Source organism: Streptomyces sp. NPDC093568, assembly GCF_044764945.1.
Taxonomy (GTDB): domain Bacteria; phylum Actinomycetota; class Actinomycetes; order Streptomycetales; family Streptomycetaceae; genus Streptomyces.
Genome location: NZ_JBIWJD010000002.1, coordinates 1002911 through 1025814 on the forward strand (window position 1 = coordinate 1002911; position 22904 = coordinate 1025814).

General features: G+C 71.3%; 14 protein-coding genes and 1 pseudogene. 9 read left to right on the top strand and 6 right to left on the bottom strand.

The genetic code is table 11. From position 1 onward, the window contains the following. The first annotated feature begins 153 nt into the window (after positions 1 to 153). The 4 genes from ACIRD7_RS13980 (at position 154) to ACIRD7_RS13995 (ending at position 8556) form a co-directional block, all read left to right on the top strand. Positions 154 to 2361: a CDP-glycerol glycerophosphotransferase family protein gene (locus ACIRD7_RS13980; RefSeq protein WP_403453018.1), complete on the top strand. Its 2208-nt coding sequence runs from the start codon at positions 154 to 156 to the stop codon at positions 2359 to 2361. Between the two features lie 152 nt (positions 2362 to 2513). Then, a complete protein-coding gene (locus ACIRD7_RS13985) occupies positions 2514 to 4715 on the top strand; it encodes a CDP-glycerol glycerophosphotransferase family protein (RefSeq protein WP_403453019.1) in 2202 nt (733 codons plus the stop codon). A 1-nt stretch (position 4716) separates the two neighbouring features. Then, entirely contained in the window at positions 4717 to 6924 is a 2208-nt protein-coding gene (locus ACIRD7_RS13990; protein ID WP_403453020.1) for a CDP-glycerol glycerophosphotransferase family protein, read from the top strand. Between the two features lie 36 nt (positions 6925 to 6960). Continuing rightward, positions 6961 to 8556, top strand: coding sequence for a hypothetical protein (locus ACIRD7_RS13995; RefSeq protein WP_403453021.1), 1596 nt, complete (start codon positions 6961 to 6963; stop codon positions 8554 to 8556). 28 nt (positions 8557 to 8584) lie between these two features. On the opposite strand, the gene ACIRD7_RS14000 is transcribed toward ACIRD7_RS13995, so the two are convergent. The 3 genes from ACIRD7_RS14000 to ACIRD7_RS14010 form a co-directional block, all read right to left on the bottom strand. Next, a complete protein-coding gene (locus ACIRD7_RS14000) occupies positions 8585 to 9784 on the bottom strand; it encodes a hypothetical protein (protein WP_403453022.1) in 1200 nt (399 codons plus the stop codon). 70 nt (positions 9785 to 9854) lie between these two features. After that, on the bottom strand, positions 9855 to 11171 hold the full coding sequence (locus ACIRD7_RS14005; protein ID WP_403453023.1) for a nucleotide sugar dehydrogenase: 1317 nt from the start codon (positions 11169 to 11171) through the stop codon (positions 9855 to 9857). 290 nt (positions 11172 to 11461) lie between these two features. Continuing rightward, positions 11462 to 11875 carry an organic hydroperoxide resistance protein gene (locus tag ACIRD7_RS14010; protein ID WP_403453024.1) on the bottom strand — a complete coding sequence of 138 codons (414 nt, stop codon included), beginning with the start codon at positions 11873 to 11875 and terminating at the stop codon, positions 11462 to 11464. Between the two features lie 123 nt (positions 11876 to 11998). Here ACIRD7_RS14010 and ACIRD7_RS14015 point away from each other — a divergent pair, with 123 nt between their 5' ends. Both ACIRD7_RS14015 and galE read left to right on the top strand, forming a co-directional pair. After that, positions 11999 to 12475 (top strand): MarR family winged helix-turn-helix transcriptional regulator, encoded by a 477-nt coding sequence (locus ACIRD7_RS14015; RefSeq protein WP_403453025.1) that lies wholly within the window; start codon positions 11999 to 12001, stop codon positions 12473 to 12475. A gap of 187 nt (positions 12476 to 12662) precedes the next feature. After that, entirely contained in the window at positions 12663 to 13643 is a 981-nt protein-coding gene (gene galE, locus ACIRD7_RS14020) for a UDP-glucose 4-epimerase GalE (protein ID WP_403453026.1), read from the top strand. A gap of 16 nt (positions 13644 to 13659) precedes the next feature. Here galE and ACIRD7_RS14025 read toward each other — a convergent pair. Both ACIRD7_RS14025 and ACIRD7_RS14030 read right to left on the bottom strand, forming a co-directional pair. Next, positions 13660 to 13812: pseudogene (locus ACIRD7_RS14025) on the bottom strand (DNA-binding response regulator); the annotation flags it as partial. An 84-nt stretch (positions 13813 to 13896) separates the two neighbouring features. Beyond that, complete coding sequence (locus tag ACIRD7_RS14030) at positions 13897 to 14535, bottom strand: TetR/AcrR family transcriptional regulator (RefSeq protein WP_403453027.1); 639 nt, start codon at positions 14533 to 14535, stop codon at positions 13897 to 13899. A gap of 196 nt (positions 14536 to 14731) precedes the next feature. Here ACIRD7_RS14030 and ACIRD7_RS14035 point away from each other — a divergent pair, with 196 nt between their 5' ends. Both ACIRD7_RS14035 and ACIRD7_RS14040 read left to right on the top strand, forming a co-directional pair. Next, positions 14732 to 15655: an ABC transporter permease gene (locus ACIRD7_RS14035; protein WP_403453028.1), complete on the top strand. Its 924-nt coding sequence runs from the start codon at positions 14732 to 14734 to the stop codon at positions 15653 to 15655. Further along, the gene (locus tag ACIRD7_RS14040; protein WP_403453029.1) at positions 15648 to 16454 is read left to right on the top strand and encodes an ABC transporter ATP-binding protein; all 807 of its coding nucleotides are present in this window, start codon (positions 15648 to 15650) and stop codon (positions 16452 to 16454) included. Before ACIRD7_RS14035 ends, ACIRD7_RS14040 begins: the two co-directional genes overlap by 8 nt. 75 nt (positions 16455 to 16529) lie before the next feature. Here ACIRD7_RS14040 and ACIRD7_RS14045 read toward each other — a convergent pair whose 3' ends face one another. Next, the gene (locus ACIRD7_RS14045) at positions 16530 to 21464 is read right to left on the bottom strand and encodes an NAD-glutamate dehydrogenase (RefSeq protein WP_403453030.1); all 4935 of its coding nucleotides are present in this window, start codon (positions 21462 to 21464) and stop codon (positions 16530 to 16532) included. A 743-nt stretch (positions 21465 to 22207) separates the two neighbouring features. Between ACIRD7_RS14045 and ACIRD7_RS14050 the strand changes: the two genes are divergently transcribed. Continuing rightward, positions 22208 to 22774, top strand: a complete 567-nt coding sequence (locus tag ACIRD7_RS14050; protein WP_403453031.1) for a DJ-1/PfpI family protein — start codon at positions 22208 to 22210, stop codon at positions 22772 to 22774. Positions 22775 to 22904: the final 130 nt, after the last annotated feature.

Consider the following 22904-nt stretch of genomic DNA (forward strand, 5'->3'; position numbering starts at 1 on the left):
CGCAGGCGCAACACACTTGAAAGGGGCGGACCGCCATCGGTCCGCCCCTTTCCGTTCATTCAGCGATTCCCCCGTATGCCGTACGAACCGTAACCAAGTCACTCCATTGGCCGTTTCCGGGCCGAACGCCCCGGCCGACCCAGTGGAAGTCCCTTGCCCAGGTTCAGTGTCATCGTCCCCGTCCACAAGGTGCAGCCGTATCTGCACGAGTGCCTGGAATCGGTGCTCAGCCAGTCGTACCCCGATCTCGAACTGATCGCCGTCGACGACTGCTCGCCGGACGCGTGCGGCGCGATCATCGACGAGTTCGCGGCCCGCGACCCGCGCGTGCGCCCCGTGCACCTCACCGAGAACCAGGGCCTGGGTCCCGCACGCAACGCCGGCATGGCCGAGGCCACCGGCGACTACCTGGTCTTCCTCGACAGCGACGACACCCTCACGCCCGACGCCCTGCACTCGATCGCCGACCGGCTGAAGGAGACCGGCGAGCCCGACGTGCTGGTCTACGACTACGCGCGCACCTACTGGACCGGCGAGACGGTCCGCAACCAGGCCTCGGCCCGGCTCACCGAGGAGGGCCCGGCGCCGTTCCGGCTGACGGACCGCCCGGAGCTGCTGCGGCTGCTGATGGTGGCCTGGAACAAGGCGTACCGGCGGGAGTTCGTCGAGGAGCGGGGCTTCGCCTTCCCGTCCGGCTACTACGAGGACACGCCATGGACCTATCCGGTCCTGATGACGGCGGAGTCCCTCGCGACCCTGGACCGGGTGTGCGTGCACTACCGGCAGCGGCGCCGCGGCGGCATCCTCCACACGGTCAGCCCGCGCCACTTCGACATCTTCGAGCAGTACGACCGGGTCTTCGCGTACGTCGACCGGTACCCCGAACTGGCCCGCTGGCGCCCGCTGTTGTTCCGCCGGATGATCGACCACCTGGTGGTGGTGTTCGCCCGCCGCGACCGCCTCCCGCGCCGCAGCCGCGCCGCCTTCCTGCGCAAGGCCCGCACGTACTACCGCCGTTACCACGCCTCCGGCGTCCCCGTCCCGGCCCGCACCCGCGTCCACTACACGCTGGTCCGCCTGGGCCTGCACCGCACCTATCACACCCTGCAGTTCGCGGCCGCCCTGCTCCGCCGCACCGCCAAGGTCACCGGCCGCCTGCTGAAGTCCCTGCGGTCCGGGGCCCTGCGCCTGCACTACCGGGTCCAGCGCTGCCTGCCCGTGCGGGCCGACCGTGCCGTCTTCGCCGCCCACGGCGTCCGCGGGCACGGCTGCGCCCCGGGCGCGCTGGAGCAGGCGTTCCGCGCGCACGCCCCGCACATCCGCACGGCCTGGGTCGCCGACGCCGGGCAGCACGGCCCCGTCCCCTCCGGCACCCGCCGGCTGCGCCCCGGCACGGCCGCCTACTGGACGGCCCTCGCCCGCTCCAAGTACCTCGTGCACAACGCCGACTTCGACCGGCGGCTGGTCAAGCGCCCCGGCCAGGTCATGGTGCAGACGCGGCAGGGCACCCCGCTCAAGCACATGGGCCTGGACCTGCGCGAACGCCCGGCGGCGGCGGGAGACAAGGGCGCCGACGAGCTCCTGGGCGACGTCGACCGGTGGGACTACGTGCTGTCCGGCAACCGCCACTCCACCCTGACCTGGGAGCGCGTCTACCCGGGCGCGTACACGACGCTGGAGTACGGCAGCCCGCGCAACGACGTCTTCCAGCAGGCGACCTCCGCCGACGTGGCCCGAATCCGCGAGCGGCTCGGCATCCCCGAGGGCTCGGTCGTGATCCTCTACGCACCCACCCACCGCGACTACCGCCGCACCCAGCGCACCACCCTCGACCTGCACCGGGTCCAGCGCCGGCTGGGCCCGCGCCACGTCATCCTGGCCCGCGCGCACCACCGCCACGGCGGCCCGCTGGTCGAGCACTCCTCCGACCGGGTCATCGACGTCACCGACCATCCGAGCGTCGAGTCGCTGTGCCTGGCCTCGGACGCCCTGGTCACCGACTACTCGTCGATCATGTTCGACTACGCCAACCTGGACCGGCCGATCGTCGTCCACGCCGACGACCATGAGGCGTACGAGGCGGCCCGCGGCACCTACTTCGATCTGCGCTCGTTCCCGCCGGGCGCGGTCTCGCGCGGCGAGGACGAGCTCGTCGACATCTTCACCACCGGCCACTGGCGCGGCTCGCGCTCCGCCCAGCTGCGGGCGGCGTTCCGCGAGCGCTTCTGCCCGTACGACGACGGACGCGCGGCCGAGCGCGTCGTACGCCATGTGGTGCTGGGTGAGACGGGCGTCCCCTCCGTCGTCCCGCTCGACCGGCGGCATCCCGTGCCGGGCGCCGCGCCGGGTGTGCGGTCGTGAGGCCGCGGGCCGGTGGGGGCGCTTCCTCGCGGCCCACACCCACCCGGCCGCCCAACTGGCGCCCCGCCGGCCGGCCGGGTCGCTGCCGCGTCGGCTGAGAGCGGCCCGGCCTCCCACCTCTTGGCCATCAGACCCTCGACAGAAAGTGCAGTATGCCCCGCTTCAGCATCATCGTTCCGTCCCACGGGGTGGCCGGCCGGCTGTCCCAGGCGCTGGACTCGGTCCTCACCCAGTCCTTCGGCGACTTCGAGCTGATCCCGGTCTGCGACACCCCCGGCTCGCTGGCGGCGGGCCTGGTCGCCGGGTTCGCGGAGCGGGACTGCCGGGTGGCGCCCGTGCAGTCGCCGCCGACGGCCGGACTGGCCGGGGCGCGCAACGCCGGGGGGCGGGCGGCGACCGGTGAGTGGCTGCTGTTCCTGGACGGCGACGACGTGCTGCTGCCGGGCGCGCTGACGGCGCTGGACGCCCGGCTGCGCGAGACCGGGGACGTGGACGTCCTGTACTTCGAGCACGAGCGCACGCCCTGGTGGGTGGGCGAGCCGGCCAACCCGGCCGCGCCGCTGCTGGCGCGGGCCCCGGACGGGGTCTTCGCGCCGGGCCAGGCGCCGGAGCTGACGGGGGTCCAGCTCCCGGCGTGGAGCGCGGTCTACCGCCGGGCCTTTCTCGCCGAGCGCCACCTCGCCTTTCCCGACGGGCACTTCACCGACATCGGCTTCGGCGGCCTCGTCGTCCTGGCCGCCGAGCGCATGGCGGTGCTGCGCCAGGTGGTCGTACGGCATCTGCTGCGGCGGCAGGGCAGCCGGCTGGGCCTGCCCGGCGAGCACCACTTCGACCTGCTGGACCAGGCGGAGCTGGTGCTGCGGCGGGCGGCCGAGCGGGGGCTGTCCGAGGGACGGCGCGGGCCGCTGTTCGAGCAGCTCTTCGCCGCCGTGCTGAAGACGGCCGCCCACCCGCGCCGGCTGCCGCACGGGCGGCGGGCCTTCTTCCGCCGGGCGAGCAGGCTGCACCGGCGGCACTGCCCCGCCGGGTTCCGGCTGCCGGGCGGCAGTCTCGGCGTCCAGCACCGGCTGCTGGCGAACGGGGCGTACTCGGCGTTCCGGGCGCTGCGCGTGGCCAACCAGGCGGCGGCGAAGGCCGCTTCGGGCGTGCCGCGGCCGCGCGGGCTGCGCACGCGTCTGCGCTACCGCTTTCAGCTGCGCCGCCCTCTGGACCCGAACCTCGCGGTGTACTGCGCCTACTGGGGCCGCGGCTACACCTGCAACCCGGCGGCGATCCACGCCAAGGCCCGGGAACTCGCCCCGCACCTGCGCTCGGTGTTCCTGGTCGAGGCGGACCAGGCGCACACCGTGCCGCCGGACGTGGAGTACGCGGTCATCGGCAGCCGCGCGTACTGGGACGTGCTGGCCCGCGCCACCTATCTGGTCAACAACGCCAACTTCGCGGACGCCGTGGTCAAGCGCGAGGGCAGCGTGCATCTGTCGACGCAGCACGGCACCCCGCTGAAGAAGATGGGCGCCGACCAGGCGACGTACCCGGTGGTGGCGGCCGCGACCGGCAGCATCGCCAAGCTGCTGGCCCGCGTCGACCGCTGGGACTACAACCTCACCTCCAACCGGCACTCCACCGAGATGTGGGAGCGGGCCTACCCGGCCGCGCACGAGACGCTGGAGTACGGCTATCCGCGCAACGACGTCTACTACACGGCGACCGCCGACGACGTCGCCCGCGTCCGCCGCGAACTCGGTGTCCCCGACGGCAGGAAGGCCCTGCTCTACGCGCCCACCCACCGCGACCACGCCACCGGTTTCGAGTCGGCGCTCGATCTGGAGGCGCTGTGCGAGGAGATCGGTGACGAGTACGTCGTGCTGCTGCGCGCCCACTACTTCTACGACCGGGGCGGCGCGCGCGGCAGCGGCCGGATCATCGACGTCACCGGGCACCGCTCCACCGAGGACGTGTGCCTGGCCGCCGACGCGCTGATCACCGACTACTCGTCGATCATGTTCGACTACGCCAACCTGGACCGGCCGATCGTGGTGTACGCCGACGACTGGGACGTCTACCAGGAGCTGCGGGGCGTCTACTTCGACCTGATGGAGGCGCCGCCGGGGCGGGTGGCGCGGACGCCGGGCGAGCTCGCGGCGGTGCTGCGGGACGGCTCGTACGAGGACGAGGGGGCGAGGGCCCTGCGGGCGGCGTTCCGGGAGCGGTTCTGCCAGTTCGACGACGGGCGCGCCGCCGAGCGGGTGGTGCGCCGGGTGCTGCTGGGCGAGCCGCCCGAGGCGATCGAGCCGGTGATCCCGCTCGCCGATCGTCTGCCCGCCCCCGCCGCGACGACCCTCGTGAGGAACTGACGTGCCCCGCTTCAGCATCATCGTCCCCGTCTTCAAGGTGCAGGGGTTCCTGCGGGAGTGCCTGGACTCGGTGCTGGGCCAGTCGTACACGGACGTCGAGGTGATCGCCGTCGACGACCGCTCCCCCGACGGCTGCCCGGCCATCCTGGACTCCTACGCCGAGCGCGACGCGCGCGTGCGCGTGCTGCACCTGCCCGAGAACGTCGGCCTCGGGCGGGCCCGAAACGCCGGTCTGGCGGAGGCGAGCGGCGACTACGTCCTCTTCCTGGACAGCGACGACTTCTACACTCCGGGTCTGCTGGAGGCGGTCGCGGCGCGGCTGGCGGCGACCGGCGACCCGGACATCCTGGTCTTCGACCATGTCCGCACCCACTGGTGGGGCCGCGGCGGCCGCAGTACGGCGGCCGACCTGCTGGCGAAGGGGGCCGCCGCGGGCACCTTCGACGTCCGGGAGAACCCGGAGTACCTGCACCTGTTCCTGGTCGCCTGGAACAAGGCGTACCGCCGCGACTTCTTCCTGAAGCACGAGCTGAGCTACGCGCCGGGCCTGTACGAGGACGCGCCGGTCACCTACCGCTCGATGGTGCTGGCCGACCGGATCGCCTGTCTGGAGCGGATCGGGGTGGAGTACCGGCAGCGGCGGCAGGGAGCGATCACGAAGACGCCGGGGCGGCGGCACTTCGACATCTTCGCGCAGTACGAGGGCCTGTTCACGTTTCTCGAGGGCCGCCCGGACCTGGCGTGGGCGCGGCCGCTGCTGTTCGAACGGGCCCTGGACCACATGCTGTTCGTGCTGGCGCGCGAGGACCGGGTGACGCCCGCGGACCGGGCGGACTTCCACCGCGAGATCCGCGCCTTCCACGCCCGCTACCTCCCGGAGGGCTTCACCCCGCCGGCCGGCCGGCGCGGCACGGAGATGCGGCTGCTGGCGGCCGCGCCCTACCCGCCGTACGCCCTGGTGCGCGGGCTGCGTGAGCTGCGCACGGTGGCCGGGGCGGGCAAGCGGCGGGTGACCGGGGCGGTCTCGCGGCGGGCCCAAGGGGCCTGGTACGCCGTCCGGTCGGCGCTGCCGCTCGATCCGCACCTGGCCGTCTACTCGGCGTTCTCGCACCGGGGCGTGCTGGGCGACCCGGCGGCGATCCACGCGAAGGCGGCCGAGATCGCCCCGGACCTCGAGAGCGTGTGGGTGGTGCGGGAGGAGGAGGCTCACTCCCTGCCGGCGGGCATCGACCATGTGACGCCGGGCTCGCGGCGCTATCACGAGGTCATGGCACGGGCCACGTACTGGGTGAACAACGTGAACTGGCCGGGCACCCTGGCCAAGCGCGCCGGCAGCGTCCACATCCACACCCACCAGGGCACTCCGCTGAAGTACATGGGCGCCGACCTGCTGACCAAGCCCGGCGCTCGGCACGGCTTCGACGTGCCGAAGATGCTGCGGCGGGCCGACCGCTGGGACTTCAGTCTGGTCGCCAACCGGCACTCCGAGCTGGTGTGGGAGCGGGCGTACCCGTGTCACTTCACCTCGCTGCGGTCGGGCAGCCCGCGCAACGACGCTCTGGTGAACGCGGGCCCCGAGGCCACCGGGGCGGCCCGGGCGCGGCTCGGTGTGCCGGACGGACACACGGTCGTGCTGTACGCGCCGACCCGCCGCGAGTACCGCAGGGGCGGCCATGTCGACCGGATCGACCTGGCCCGGTTCGCCCGGGACCTCGGCGCGGGCCACACCCTCGTCGTACGGCTGCACCCGTCCCTGGCGACGGGCACGGCACGCGGGATGGGCCTGACGGAGCTGCACCGGCGGGGCGTGCTGATCGACGCGACGGACGAGCCGCACGTCGAGGAGGTGCTGCTGGCCGCCGACGTGCTGGTCACGGACTACTCCGCCCTGATGTTCGACTACGCCAACCTGGACCGGCCGATCGTCGTGCACGCCGACGACTGGGCGGCGTACACGGCGAGCCGGGGCGCCTACTTCGACATCGCGGCGGAGGCGCCGGGTCATGTGTCGCGCTCGTACCGGGAGCTGGCGTGGCTGCTGACGTCCGGGGCCTGGCAGGACGAGGAGTCGGCGCGGCTCAGGCGGGGTTTTCGGGAGCGGTTCTGCGAGTTCGACGACGGGCTGGCCGCCGAGCGGGTGGTGCGGACGCTGATGCTGGGCGAGCCGATGCCGCAGGTGCCGTCCGGCTCACTCGATGAGGTGACGTGAGGTAGCGCCGTTGACCCGGCCGGGAACATACGGCAAATGCCCCAGCCCCACGCGAACCCCTACACCGGAAAGGCGGCCGTCAGCACTCTCGTCCCAAGGACGGTGCGCGGTGCGACCGCGCTGCGCGGCGGCCGCGGCCCGCGTCCGACGCCGTACCAGGTCTTCGGGTTCCTGTTCTTCCTGGTGATGCTGCTGGCCTACTGGGCGGTGCCGCTGTGCTGCGACGCCGGCCAGCACGCGGCGGTGGTGGAGCGGCTGAGGGCGGATCTGCTGCACCCGCGCCATCCGATGGCGGACCTGCCGGGCGCGGGCAGCCCCTACTACTCGCCGTACGCGGTGGCGCAGGGCGTGGTCGCCCGGCTGACCGGGCTGGGCGGCTGGGAGGTCGTGCGGCTGAGCGGTGTCCTGAACCTGGTCGTGCTGCTGACCGGCATCGGCCGCCTGGTGCGGACGCTGACGCCCCGGCCGTGGGCGCCGGTGCTGGCGCTGGGCGCGATGACGTTGCTGTGGGGGACCGAGCGGGCCTGGTGGAGCGGGTACCTCAGCCTGATGTCGATGACCGGGAGCCTCGGCTACCCGTCGGCGTTCGCCATCGGGCTCACCTTCTGGGCCTGGGCGCTGACGGGGGCGCGGGCCCGGGGGCAGCGGCCGGTGCGGTACGTCGGGCCGAGCGGCCTGCCGGGGTACGCCGGGTACGCGGGGCTCGGCGCGCTGTACGCCGGGATCCTGCTGGTGCATCCGATCACCGCGCTGGCGGCGGCGCTGGGGGCGGTGGCGTTCGTCGCGGGGTGGCAGCGGGGGTGGGGGTCCGACGTGGTGCCGCGGTGGGGGGTGACGGCGGCGACCGCGGCGCTGCTCGCCGGGTCCTGGCCGTACTTCGACGTGTTCGCGCTGGCCGGGGACGACAGCGTGGACGGCATCCACCGGCGGCTGTACGAGGACCTGCCCGGGCAGTTCTGGCTGGCGCTGCTCGGCCTGCCCGCGCTGTGGGCGCGGTGGCGGCGGGGCACCTGGCGGGATCCGCTGGTGCTGCTGTTCGGCCTCGACTGCCTGGTCGTGGCCTACGGCTGGATCAGCGGCCACTACACCTACGGCAGGATCCTCGGGCTCACGCTGGTGCCGCCGCAGTTCGCGCTGGCGGTGGAACTGGCCGCGCCCCGGCCCTGGTGCCGGGCACGCCGGGTGCTGGGCGGGGCCGCGGCGGCCGGGGCCTGTGTCGGGTTCCTCACCGTGCAGGGCGGGGCGGTGGTGCCGCGCGCGCTGGATCCGCTGGGCCTCGAACAGCCGTCGCGCTGGCCGTCGTACGCCTGGGTGGCGCGGTACGTGGGGAAGGGCGAGGTGGTGATCTCCGACGGGCACTACGCCCCGCGCTCCCTCCCCGGCTACGGCCCGGACCTCGCGGCACCGATCTGGCCCGACCCCGCCCTGGACGAGCGGGAGCGGGCCAGACGGCTGGCCGACGTCCACGCCTACCTCGCCCCCACCTCGACCCGCGCCGAACGCACGACCGTCGCCCGCCGCTACCACGCGCGCTGGCTGCTGCTGACGCGGTGGAAGCGGGTGCCGGAGGAGGCGGTGGTGGTGGCTTGGAGTGGGGAGACCGGGGAGGTGCTGGCGCGGATCGGGGGGTGAGAGGGATCCCGGCCTTCGGCACTCCTCGTCACGGGACCGGGCGCGTGCTCATCAGCCAGGGCCAGGCGTCCGCGTCCCGCTCCAGCCAGGTGCACAGCACGTCCAGGGTCTCGAACAGCGGAAACGAAATACGCTTCGCGTTCTCCTCCACGTAGCCGCGTACGGTCATTACGAATTCCCCGGCCCCGCCCTCCGGATCGAACTCGATGCTGAAGTGGTCGCGGTGGTAGCGGCGCTCGATGCCGCGCACTTCCTCGTTCACCTCGCCGAGGCGGGCGACGCCGCAGAACTGCGGTTTGCCTCCCCAGTTGGTCACCCGCACGTACCGCAGGACCCGGATATCGCTCAGGCCGAGCCTGCCGCGACCGCGCAGCCCGAGTTCCTCGGACATCTCGCGCAGCATCGTGCTCTTGGCGAGGCGGAGCAGGTCGGGGCAGCGTTGCAGGTCCTTCCAGTCCATGGAGCCGCTGCCCGAGGCGGCCAGCATGCCCTGGCCGGTGTCGTTCTTGTCCCCCTGGAGGGTCAGCACGACCCGACCGCCGGAGGTCACCCCCACGACGTCGACACCAAGGTGGTTGGAGCAACTGCTGTAGCGCAGCCGCGGGATCGTGCCGTTGCGCAGGAGCACGGCCTCGCTGGAGACCAGTTCGCGGCGCCGCTGCCGCTCCCGCAGCATCACCTCTCCGAGCAGGTTCGTGACCACGTGAGCGGAGTACTGGGTCTTCTGCACGCGAACCCGGTCCGTGTCCGGGAGGAGATCGTCGCAGAGACGGATCTTGTCGTCGTCGAAGTCGAGCAGGACGCGCACCAGCCGCCGCGCTTCCTCGCATTCGGTGGGTACGTCCCACAGGCCCGGCTCCACGTGGAGCGAGATGTCCAGATCACTGCGCAGACGGTCGTCCAGGTCCTCGCTGTGCACCGAGGAGAACCCGTTGAATCCGAGACGGCTCCAACCGTCGTACGGTGCGGCGTAGGACGCGTTGAGCGGGTTGGTACGGGTGTCGCGATAGATGCGGGACACCCGCGTCCAGTCTTCGACGATCTGCGCGAAAATGCCGGCCAGGGACGCGAGGACACCGGCCAGTCCCAGCAGCAGCGGGACCAGCGACCCGCCCTCGAAACCGACGAAGCTGATGACGACGCCCAGGACGCCGACGCCGAGCAGGCCGCCGTGCAGTGCCGACAGCCGCCCGAACCGTCCCAGGATGATGCGGAGCAAGTACGGCATGTGCGCGCGTAAGGCACGCCGGCTGGTCAACTGCATCGGTCGGCTCCCATCCGTCGAAGCAGGGTCCGTGTCAGTCCTGGGAAGTTCCGGACTGCGGATAGAAGCCCCAGCCGCCCACCTCAAGGTAGAGCGTGCCGGCCCCGAACTCTCGGTGCTGCCACGTGCCGGGGTTGTCGAAAATCTGCACCGTCTCGGCCAGGCTCGCCCGCAGCCTGGCGTCGTCCACGGTCCGGTAGAGCGTGTGTCCCGTCATCAGGATCACGGTGTCGCACCGCTTCAGGCCCTCCGGGAAGCGCAAGGGCCGGACTCCGGTGATTCCCTGGACCTCCGCCGGCGAGTACAGCGGGTCGTGTGCGTACACCTCCGCGCCCCGCTCCCGCATGTCCCGAATCAGCTGGAGAGCCGGCGACCGGGTGTGGATCTTCATGTCGGAGGCGTAGGCGATGCCCAGTACCGCCGCACGGCCGACCGGCCGGTGCCGCCACACCATCTGACGGAGGGCGAGGAACAGGTCGTTCTCGGTGCGCTCGACGTCGGTCACGGCGCGCTGGGCGCCCGACTCCGTGCCCAGGTAGTCCTTGGCCAAAGGAACGCAGTAGCCACCTATGCCGAACGAAGGGTGGTAGAGGTCCATGTTCCACTTCGTCGACGCGAGGCGCAGGATTTCCGCCGTGTCGAAGTCCGGCAGCATCAGGCTGAGTTCGCACGCCAGCAGGATGTCGCGGTACCGGAAGTAGTTTTCGACCACCTTGACCATGGCCGCGTGCCGGGCGTCTCGCGCTTCGTAGATGTCGTTGCAGACGGCGGCGTACAGGCGCCTCATCAGCATGACGATCTCGGGGCTGTCCCCGCCGATGACCTTCGGCGTGGAGGCCATGCTGCGCTCCCGGTCGGTCAGCCAGTCCCGGCGTGGGGACACCCCGACGTGGTAGTCGAGGCCTCGCCGCAGTCCGGCGTCGCCGAGCACCCGGTGCACCACGGAGTCCAGCCAGGCCGGCGCGATGGTCGACTCGATGATCAGGTACAGAGGTCGGGCCCGTGCCCCCTCGGCTAATCGCCTGACGACGTCCGACAGGGCGGATGCGTCGATCGCACCGTCGGCCTCGGTGGGTACGCACAGGATGTGCACCGCGTGGTCGGGCTTGAGCACGTCGCCCACATCGGTGGTGCCGCGCAGAGCGCCCCGGCGCACCTCCGCGCCGAAGTGGTCCCGCAGGTACGGCAGGTGGTGGAAGGGGCGTTCACCCCGGTTGAGCCTCGCGACCCGCTCGGCGTCCACATCCATCACGACGCACCGCCGACCGGATCTGGCGAGGGCGCCCGCGAGTGAGTAGCCGATGAGCCCGAGGCCCCAGATGCACAGCTCCCCGTCGTCAGTCGTGTTCATGCGAACTCCCCCCGGAGGCCTGCGCGCCGTCGACCGTACGGTGTTCCGTCCGTGCGGCAGGTACGAACCTGCCCGTACGGACGCCTGTCCCCCGCCGCTGGTGCGGCACAGATGGCTATGCCCGCCGCAGCCGGGAGTAATGCAGGCGCGCCCGTCTTTCGCCGCCGGGCCACGGCGTCGTCCCGCCCACGGCCGAGCGGGCCGGGGAGGGCTCCGCGTCACGCCGAAATGGCTGGTCGGCCCAGTCCTCCTCGGTCCGCGCGGAACCCGTCCCCGGCTTGCTCAGCGCATTACTCGATGACGAGGTCGACGTCGATGTTGCCGCGGGTGGCGTTGGAGTAGGGGCAGACCTGGTGGGCCTGCTCGACCAGCTTGCGGCCGGTCTCCTCGTCCAGGGTGTCGGGCAGCTCGACGCGCAGCGTCACCTGCAGACCGAAGCCCTCGCCCTGCTTGCCTATGCCGACCTCGGCGGTCACGGCGGCGTCGGAGACGTCGACCTTCGCCTGGCGGCCGACGAGGCCGAGGGCGCTGCCGAAGCAGGCGGCGTAGCCGGCGGCGAACAGCTGCTCCGGGTTCGTGCCCTCGCCGTTGCCGCCCAGCTCCACCGGCGGGGCCAGCTTCAGGTCGATCTTGCCGTCGTTGGAGACGGCGCGACCGTCGCGGCCGTGGGTGGCGGTGGCGACAGCGGTGTAGAGCGCGTCCATGGAAAACCATCCCTCTCGAGTCACGGTCCGGCGGCTCCGTTGGCGGCCACCGGCACGGCCACAAGTAGAGCACACAATTCAATTGTGCACAACTGAATGGCGGGCGGGAGTTACCCTGAAGGCATGACGACCACGCCCACGGCGGACTGGCTCCGCCTCGACCAGCAGATCTGCTTCTCCCTGCACGCCGCCTCACGCGCCTTCGGCGGCGTCTACCGCGTGGTCCTGAAGGACCTGGGACTCACGTACCCGCAGTACCTGGTGATGCTGGTGCTGTGGGAGCACGGCGACCTGCCCGTGAAGAAGCTCGGCGAACATCTCCGCCTCGACTCCGGCACGCTGTCACCGCTGCTCAAGCGGCTGGAGGCGGCGGGCCTGGTGCGCCGCGAGCGCAGCGCCCGGGACGAGCGGTCGGTGGAGGTGCGGCTGACCGAGGAGGGCACCGCGCTGCGCGAGCGGGCGCTCCAGGTGCCGCGCCGGATCGCCACGGCGACGGGGTTCGGCGCGGACGAGATCGGCCGGCTGCGGGAACGACTCGACGAGCTCACCGCCGCCCTGGACGCGGCCGCACTGCAGGAGACGCCCGGTCAGGGGGCGTGACCTGGCCGACCGCGCGAGGACGCGGATCCCTTAGCAGTCCTCCACGCAGTCAGAAGTGCCGGAGGTACGTATTGGCCGCGTATGTATGGCCGGGGGTTCACGGGGAGTCATCTCGGTGGTGCGCGGCAGTCTTCGCCGCCTGCTTCACTGTCACTGACACAGACCACTGACGAGGGGACGGCCACACATGACCTGGCTGATCACCGGCGGCGCCGGTTACATCGGGGCACACGTCGTACGGGCGATGACCGAGGCGGGCGAGAAGGCAGTGGTCTACGACGACCTGTCCACCGGCGTCGCCGACCGCGTCCCCAACGGCGTGCCGCTGGTGGTCGGCTCCACCCTGGACGGCAAGCGCGTCGCCCGCGCCCTGGCGGACCACGCGGTCACCGGCGTGGTCCACCTCGCGGCGAAGAAGCAGGTGGGCGAGTCGGTCGAGCGCCCCTTGCACTACTACCACGAAAACCTCGAAGGTCTGCGCGTCCTCCTGGAGGCGGTGGCGGCGGCCGAGGTCCCGTCCTTCGTCTTCTCCTCCTCGGCAGCCGTCTACGGCGTGCCGGACGTCGATCTGGTGACGGAGGAGACGCCCTGCTTGCCGATGTCGCCGTACGGCGAGACGAAGCTGGCCGGTGAGTGGCTGGTGCGGGCGACGGGCCGGGCCACGGGGATGGCCACGGCGTCCCTGCGCTACTTCAACGTGGCGGGCGCCGCGAGCCCCGAGCTCGGCGACGCCGGCGTCTTCAACCTCATCCCGATGGTCTTCGAGAGACTCACGGAGAACGCGGCCCCGCGCATATTCGGTGACGACTACCTGACCCCGGACGGCACCTGCATCCGCGACTACATCCACGTGGTCGACCTGGCCGAGGCCCACGTCGCCACGGCTCGCGCCCTGCGGTCCTCGCCCGGCCACGACCTCACGCTCAACATCGGCCGCGGGGAGGGGGTCTCGGTCCGGGAGATGATCGACATGATCAACGCCATCACCGGGTACGACCGCTCCCCGACCGTCACCCCTCGCCGCCCCGGAGACCCGGCCCGCGTCGTCGCCTCCGCGGACCGCACCGCCGCCGAACTGGGCTGGAAGGCCAAACACGACGTGCGGGACATGATCAAGTCGGCCTGGGAGGGGTGGGTGCATCTGCACCCGGAGGCAGCGCGGGGCTGAGCCCCATGCGGGCCGGAACCTCGCGCTCGCGCGGAGTGAGGGAGGGTAAGTCGGGGCGGCGGGTGAGGAGTTCGGTGACGACCTGGGGGTCGAGCGCCGTCCAACCGGCGGGGGCCCGCCCCATCGCGTCGAGGAACTCGTCCACGCGGCCGTTGAGCAGATAGCCGAGGCGCGGCAGCTCCCCGCTCGGCGAGGGCGGCGCGCAGCAGGGCGTTGCCCGGCGACGACGACGTTCACGGCAGCCCGCCCCCGCTCACAACGCCTTGAGCGCCTGAGTAGTCGTCCGCGCCAGCGCATCCAGGTACCCCTTGGGAAGCTTGCGCGTGCGGGCCACCACCATCCGCCAGTACAGCGGTCCCGAGATCAGGTCGAGCGCCAGGTCGCCGTCGACGCCCGCGCGTACCTCACCGCGCTGCTCGGCCCCGACCAGGATCTTGCTGGCGACGCCCTCCTGCCCCTGCTCCAGCGCCTTCTGCAGCGCCTCGGCGATCTCGGGGCTGCGGGCCGCCTCGGCCTGGAGGTCGGGGATGATCTGCGAGACGACGGGGTGCCGCAGGGCGCGTGAGGTCACCTCGTACAGCATCCGCAGGTCGCCCTCCAGCGAGCCCGTGTTCGGCGTGGGCAGCCCCATCACGGCGACCGCGGACACCACGTCCAGGACCAGGTGCAGCTTGGACGGCCAGCGCCGGTACACCGCGGTCTTGCCGACGCCCGCGCGGCGCGCGATGCCCTCGATGGACATCCGGGCGTAGCCGACCGCCGCCAGTTCCTCGAAGACGGCCGCACGGATCGCCTCCGTCACGTCCTCGCGGAGCACGGCCGCCCCCGCGGGGCTCCGGCGCCGGGGCCGCGTCTGGGACTGGTCGGCGTTCGTCGTCATGCGGACCAGCATAGGGCGTTACGACGATACGGTCCCGTCCCCACGTTGTCGTAATCTCGCTCACGTAACGACGAAACGGTTGCGTTCCGACGCCGAATCGACCTACGCTCACGTTGCGACGATACGGTCCCGTCCCGACGTAAGAGTTCGTGAAGAGTCACGTAAGAGAACGTCGCCGCACCCCTCCCCCCGAGCGAAAGCAGCGGATGTGAGCCAGGCCCTCTCCACACCGCCCCCGACGGCCTCCGCCCCACCCGAGGCCCACGACCTCGCGGCGCTCGCCGCCCGGCACGGCCTGTCGGTCAGCGGTGCCCGCCCCTCCCTGCCCGAGTACATCCGCGAGCTGTGGGCGCGCCGCCACTTCATCAGCGCCTTCGCCACCGCCAAGCTCACCGCCCAGTACAGCCAGGCGAAGCTCGGGCAGGTGTGGCAGGTCATGACGCCGCTGCTGAACGCGGCGGTGTACTACTTCATCTTCGGCATGCTCCTGGGCACCAGCCACGGCGTCCCGGACTACATCCCGTTCCTCGTGACGGGGGTGTTCGTCTGGACGTTCACGCAGAGCTCGATCATGGCGGGCACCCGCGCGATCTCCGGCAACCTCGGCCTGGTCCGCGCCCTGCACTTCCCCCGGGCGGCGCTGCCGATCTCCTTCGCCCTCCAGCAGCTCCAGCAGCTGCTGTTCTCGATGGCCGCCCTGTTCGTCATCCTGCTCTGCTTCGGCATTCCGGTCGCCGCGTCCTGGGTGCTCGTACTCCCCGCGCTGTTCCTGCAGTTCACCTTCAACGCGGGCGTCGCGATGGTCATGGCGCGCATGGGCGCGAAGACGCCGGACATCGCCCAGCTGATGCCGTTCGTGCTGCGCACCTGGATGTACGCGTCCGGCGTGATGTTCAGCATCAGCCACGTCACGGGCGGCCACAAGGGCCTGCCGTCCTGGGTGCCCGAGCTCCTTCAGGCCAACCCCGCCGCCGTGTACATCGACCTGATGCGCTTCGCGCTGATCGACAGCTTCCACGCGAGCCAGCTCCCGCCGCACGTGTGGGCGATCGCCACCGGCTGGGCGCTGCTCGCCGGCGTCGGCGGCTTCATCTACTTCTGGAAGGCTGAGGAGACGTACGGCCGTGGCTGAGCACCCGAACGACAACGCCCCCACCGTCATCGCCGACGGCGTCGACATCGTCTACCGCGTCAACGGCACCGGCTCCGGCCGCGGCTCCGCCACCGCCGCCCTGAACCGCATCGTGCGGCGCAAGCAGAGCGAGCGGGCGGCCGGTGTGCGCCGGGTGCACGCCGTCAAGAAGGTCTCCTTCGTGGCGTACAAGGGCGAGGCCATCGGCCTCATCGGCACCAACGGCTCCGGCAAGTCGACCCTGCTCAAGGCGGTCGCGGGCCTGCTCCCGGTGGAGAACGGCCATATCTACACCGACGGCCAGCCCTCCCTCCTCGGCGTGAACGCGGCCCTGATGAACGACCTCACCGGCGAGCGCAACGTCTACCTCGGCGGCCTCGCGATGGGCATGTCCCGCGAGCAGGTCAAGGAGCGCTACCAGGAGATCGTCGACTTCTCCGGCATCAACGAGAAGGGCGACTTCATCACCCTGCCCATGCGCACGTACTCCTCCGGTATGGCCGCCCGCCTGCGCTTCTCCATCGCCGCCGCCAAGGACCACGACGTCCTGCTCATCGACGAGGCGCTGGCCACCGGCGACCGCTCCTTCCAGAAGCGTTCCGAGGCCCGGATCCGCGAGCTGCGCAAGCACGCGGGCACGGTGTTCCTGGTCAGCCACAACAACAAGTCGATCCGCGACACCTGCGACCGCGTCCTGTGGCTGGAGCGCGGTGAGCTGCGCATGGACGGGCCGACGGACGAGGTGCTGAAGGAGTACGAGGCGTTCACCGGCGACAAGGCGGCCAAGCCGAAGGCGTAGCCCGCACCCGCACGCACAGGAGCGCCCCGGACCCGCACGGTCCGGGGCGCTCCCTTACGTGTACGGCCGTGGCCGTTACGTGTGCGTGCGCAGCAGCGTCCGCATGGTGCGCATGGCCACCGACAGATTGGCCAGGTCGAACTCGTCCGACCCGCGGATCTCCTCAAGCGTCGTGCGCGCACGGCCCAGGATCGCGCCGTTGCGCTGCTCCCACGCCTTGAAGCGCTGCTCGGGCGTCGCCGTGCCGTTGCCGGCCGCGAGGACGTCCGAGGTGAGGGCCGCGTGGGCGGCGTAGAGGTCCTCGCGGATGGAGGCGCGGGCCATGGACTGCCAGCGGTCGGCGCGCGGCAGCTCGATGATGCGGTCCATGAGCTGGGTGATGTTCAGCCGGTCGGCGAGGTCGTAGTAGACCTCGGCGACGTCCATCGGGTCCTTGCCCATGCGGTCGGCCACCGAGACGATGTCGAGCGTCGGGAAGGCGGAGGAGAACCCGGCGACCCGCGTGGCGAGTTCGACGGGCACACCGGCGCCGGTCAGCTCGTCATGGATCCGCTGGTACCACTCCAGGTCCTCGCCGCGCAGCAGCTTCGGCAGCTGCGACCACACCTGCTCGACGCGCTCACCGAAGAACTCGACGGTGTCGGCGAGCTGGAGCGGCTGCGGCCGGTTGTTCAGCAGCCAGCGGGTGCCGCGCTCGACGAGACGGCGCGAGTGCAGCCGGATCCGGGTCTGGACGGCCGCCTCGACCTTGTTGTCGAGCGCCTCGACCGCGTCCCACACCTCCGCCGAGCGGAAGATCGCGCGGGCCACGGTCTGCGCCCGGACGATCTCCTCCAGCGAGGCTCCGGTCTCCTCGCGCAGCCGGTGCAGATACGTCGTACCGCCCGTGTTGACCGTGTCGTTGACCAGCACGGTCGTGGTGATCTCACGGCGCAGCGGGTGACCGACGAGGTGCTCGGGGAACCGCTCGCGCAGCGCGGTCGGGAAGTACGCGTGCAGCAGGGTGCTCAGGTACGGGTCGTCCGGCAGCGTGGTGTGCAGCAGCTCCTCGGCGACCGTGATCTTCGTGTACGCCATCAGGACGGCCGTCTCCGGGCCGGTCAGGCCGTGGTCGGCGTTCAGGCGCTCGCGGATCTGGCGGTCGGTGGGCAGGAACTCCAGCGCACGGTCCAGGTGCCCCTCCCTGACCAGGTGCTTCATGAAGCGCTGCTGGGCGTGGAGCATGGCACCGGACTGGGCGAGCGCGTTGGCGATCGCCGTGTTCTGCGCGTAGTTGTTGCGCAGGACGAGACGGCCGACCTCGTCGGTCATCTCGGCGAGCAGCTTGTTGCGCTGCTTGACGGTCATGTCGCCCTCGGCGACCAGGCCGTTGAGCAGGATCTTGATGTTCACCTCGTGGTCGGAGGTGTCCACGCCCGCGCTGTTGTCGATGGCATCGGTGTTGATCTTGCCGCCGTGCCGTGCGAACTCGATCCGGCCGAGCTGGGTCAGACCCAGGTTGCCGCCCTCGCCGACGACCTTGACCCTGAGGTCGGCGCCGTCGACGCGGATGGCGTCGTTGGCCTTGTCGCCGACGTCCGCGTGCGTCTCGGTGCTCGCCTTGACGTACGTACCGATGCCGCCGTTCCACAGCAGGTCCACCGGCGACTGGAGGATGGCCTTCATCAGCTCGGCCGGGGTCATCTTGGCGACCTTGCCCTCGATGCCCAGGGCCTCGCGGATGTGCGCGTTGACCGGGATGGCCTTGGCGCTGCGCGGGAAGACGCCGCCGCCGGCCGAGATCAGCTCGGTGTTGTAGTCCTCCCAGCTGGAGCGGGGCAGCTCGAAGACGCGGCGGCGCTCGGCGTAGGAGGTGGCCGCGTCCGGGTTCGGGTCGATGAAGATGTGCCGGTGGTCGAAGGCGGCGACCAGGCGGATGTGCTCGCTGAGCAGCATGCCGTTGCCGAACACGTCACCGGACATGTCGCCGATGCCGACGACCGTGAAGTCCTCGGTCTGCGTGTCCACGCCCAGCTCGCGGAAGTGCCGCTTGACGGACTCCCAGGCGCCGCGGGCGGTGATGCCCATGCCCTTGTGGTCGTAGCCGGCCGAGCCGCCGGAGGCGAAGGCGTCCCCGAGCCAGAAGTTGTACTGCTCGGCGACCCCGTTGGCGATGTCGGAGAAGGTCGCGGTGCCCTTGTCGGCGGCGACGACGAGGTAGGTGTCGTCCTCGTCGTGCCGGACGACGTCGGCGGGCGGCACGACGTCGCCGGCCACCATGTTGTCGGTGATGTCGAGCAGCGCCGAGATGAAGGTCTTGTACGACGCCACGCCCTCCGCGAGCCAGGCGTCCCGGTCCACGCTCGGGTCCGGCAGCTGCTTGGCGACGAAGCCGCCCTTGGCGCCGACCGGCACGATGACGGTGTTCTTCACCATCTGCGCCTTGACCAGGCCGAGGATCTCGGTACGGAAGTCCTCACGCCGGTCGGACCAGCGCAGACCCCCTCGCGCGACCTTGCCGAAGCGCAGGTGCACGCCCTCGACGCGCGGCGAGTAGACCCAGATCTCGAACGCCGGGCGCGGCGCGGGCAGGTCGGGGATGGCCTGCGGGTCGAACTTCATGGAGACGTAGTCGTGCGGGTGACCGCCCGCCGCCTCCTGGAAGAAGTTCGTCCGCAGCGTCGCCTTGATGACGGTCAGGAAGGACCGCAGGATCCGGTCCTCGTCGAGGCTCGCCACCTGGTCGAGCGCCGCGTCGACCTCTTCGAGCAGCGCGTCCACGATCTCGCGGCCCGCGCGCTGGCGGTCCGGCGACATCCGCGCCTCGAACAGGGAGACGAGCAGCCGGGTGGTGTGGACGTTGTTGCGGAGGGTGTCCTCCATGTAGTCCTGGCTGAAGGTGGAGCCGGCCTGGCGCAGGTACTTCGCGTACGCCCGCAGCACCATGGCCTGCCGCCAAGTGAGCCCGGCGCCCAGCACCAGCGCGTTGAAGCCGTCGTTCTCCGCCTTGCCGGTCCAGGTGGCGGCGAAGGCCTCGGAGAACCGCTCGCGGGCGTCGTCGCCGAGGTACTCGCCGCCGCCCGCCTGCGGGGCCATGCGCAGGCCGAAGTCGTAGATCCAGGCGACGGACCGGTCGGAGCAGCGCAGTTCGTACGGCCGCTCGTCGACGACCTCGACGCCGAGCCGGCTGAGGACGGGCAGGACGGCGGACAGGGAGACGGCCGCGCCCTTGCGGTAGATCTTGAACCGGCGCTCCTCGGGGGCGGCGCCGACCGGCTCGTACAGGCTCAGGGAGAAGTTGTTCTCCTCGGTGAGCTGCTCGATGTGGACCAGGTCGGAGACCGCGGAGCGCGGGGAGTGGTCGGCTTTGTAGCCCTCGGGGAAGGCGCCCGAGTAGCGGCGCAGCAGTTCGGCGGCGCGCTCCTCGCCGAGCTCGGCGTTCAGCGCGTCGGCGAAGCCGTCGGCCCAGGACCGCGCGGCCTCGACCAGGCGGGCCTCGATGCGCTCCTTGTCGGCGTCGGAGAGCTGCGGCAGCTCGGTGCCCTGCGGGACGCGGACGACGAAGTGCAGCCGGGAGAGGATCGACTCGGTGTTCCAGGCGGTGAAGTCGACGCTGGTGCCGTCGAGCTCCTCCTTCAGGATGTCGATGATCCGCAGGCGCACGCCGGTGGTGTAGCGGTCGCGGGGCAGGTAGACGAGGGCGGAGTAGTAGCGGCCGTACTCGTCCTGCCGCAGGTAGAGGCGCAGCCGGCGCCGTTCCTGCAGGTAGAGGACGGAGGTGGCGATGCGCTGGAGCTCGGGGACCGGGGTCTGGAAGAGCTCGTCGCGCGGGTAGGTCTCCAGGATCTGCAGCAGGTCGCGCCCGTCGTGGCTGTTGGGCGAGAACCCGGCGGCCTTGAGCACGTCGTCGACCTTGCGCCGGACGACGGGCACACGGCGGACGGACTCGGTGTAGGCGGCGGAGGAGAACAGGCCCAGGAAGCGCCGCTCGCCGACGACCTCGCCGTTCTCGTCGAACTTCTTCACACCGACGTAGTCGAGATACGACGGCCGGTGCACGGTCGCCCGGCTGTTGGCCTTGGTCAGGATGAGGAGCTTGTGCTCGCGGGCCTTCGCGCGGGCGTCGGCGGGCAGCCGCTCGAAGGAGGGGCTGACGGGGTGGCTGTCGGTCTCGGAGTGGTGCGGGTCGGCGCGCAGGATGCCGAGGCCGGTGCCCGGCACGGCGGCCAGCGAGTCGTCCTCGCGCAGCTCGTACTCTCGGTAGCCGAGGAAGGTGAAGTGGTCGTCGGCCAGCCAGCGCAGTAGCTCGCGGGCCTCCTCGAACTCCTGCTCACGGAGATCGGAGTGGGGCTCCCGCGGCAGCTCGTCGGCCATCCGCAGGGCCAGGTCCCGCATCTTGCTCCAGTCCTCGACGGCCTCACGGACGTCGGACAGGACGCGCAGCAGGTCGGCGGTGATCTGCTTCAGGTCGCCGCGGTCGGTCTCGCGGTCGATCTCGACGTGGATCCAGGACTCGGTGTGCGCGTCGTGCGGCAGCTCGCCGGAGGGCGGGGCGGTGAGGACCTCGATGAGCTTGCCGGCGACGTCACGGCGGACGAGGACCTGGGGGTGGATGACCACATGGATCCCGCGCCCCTGCCGCGTCAGTTCGTTGGTGACGGAGTCGACGAGGAAGGGCATGTCGTCGGTGACGACTTCCACGACGGAGTGGCTGCACGTCCACCCGTTCTCTTCCACGGTGGGCGTGTGCACCCGCACGTTGGCCGTGCCCTGGGGGCGGTTCTCGGCCAGCCGGTAGTGCGAGAAGGCGGCTCCGAAGACGTCGACCGGGTCGCGGTCGGTCAGGTCCTCCGGGGCGGTGTGCAGGTAGTAGCGCTGGAGGAACGAGAGCACGGTGTCGTGGTCCGGGGTGCCGGGGCTGCTCTCGTCCGTGGTCCCGGTCGGTAGGTGCCCCCCGACCGGGCTGTTCTCAGCTACCCGGGCGGCCCTCTCGAGCAGCTCGGCCTTGGCTTCGTCCAGCTTGGTCTGCATTGTCCTCTGGCTCCTGTCGCGCGCCGTTGCGTGACGTTGAAGGAAGTACGGTGTCTTCCCCTCCGGTGTAACGCCGCGACGCGGGGTGTCCGGTCTGGTTCGACGCTATGCCGCGAGGTGGGATGAGCGGGGTTATATGAGCCAATCTTGAGCTGCCCGCGGCGTGTGACGCTGCTCTCTGCGAAGCATGGGCCCAAGGTGCGCATGGCTTGCCGGGAGCCCGTTCGGCTCCCTCCCGCCCGCGAAGACCAGCGACCGCCGCCCGGTCACGGATGTCCTCCGTGCTTCCCGGGCGCAGGGCAGGGGCAACGATGCCCCCGCGAGCTATCGCGCTGATCACGCCACTAAGGCTATCGCTCCTTACAGGGCCCCCGTCATGAGCCGTATGTGTACAAAAGAGGGGGTGGAACTTTGACGTTCTGCACAGGGGCAAAGGGGGTGGGGAGGGCGTAACTGGCGGGGTCGGGTGGCCGGGGGGAGGCTGGAGGGGGCCGGGGTACCGGGCCGCGGTGGTCCCGGAGCGACGAGGACGGGCCGAAACCCAGGCCATCCGGATGCGAGCCGTGTCCGAAAACAGTCGTCGGCCGTGGCCGACCGGCGCCGCCCGGGGTGATAGGTGGCGGGGCGGCGCCCCATCCACCGCGCGGCCCCTTGGCAATCCTCCCGCCCCGAGGCACGTTGCCCCTGGAACGGTCAGCCCGACGGAGCCGCAGACCACGGCCCACTGGAGGAGCGCACCCGACATGACAGCGAAGATCCTCATCGTCACCGGCGACGCCGCGGAGTCCCTGGAAGTCCTCTACCCCTACCAGCGCCTCCGCGAAGAGGGCTACGACGTGCACATCGCGGCCCCCACCCGCAAGAAGCTCCAGTTCGTGGTCCACGACTTCGAACCCGGCTTCGACACCTACACCGAGAAACCCGGCTACACCTGGCCGGCCGACCTGGCCTTCTCGGAGGTCGACCCCGGCGAGTACGCCGCCGTCGTCATCCCCGGCGGCCGGGCCCCTGAGTACCTCCGCAACGACCCCGAACTCCGCAAGATCCTCAAGTCGTTCTTCGACGCCGACAAGCCGGTCGCCCAGATCTGCCACGGCCCGCTGCTCACCGCGGCGATCGACAGCCTCAGCGGCCGCCGCGTCACGGCGTACCCCGCCCTGGAGCTGGACATGCAGGCCGCCGGCGCCACCTTCCAGGACGCCGAGGCGGTCGTCGACGGCACCCTGGTCTCGTCCCGCGTCTGGCCCGACCACCCGGCGTGGATGCGGGAGTTCCTGACCGTCTTGCGGGCTAAGGCGCCGGTGACCTGACGGCGCCGGAGCACGTGGCGCGGTGTACGGGGCGCCGCGCCATGTGGTGGCGCCCTGTACGGGGTGGCACGCCATCTGGGGCGCCCCGTACGGGCGGCAGGCCCCCGCCGCGCCTTACCGGCTCACCGCA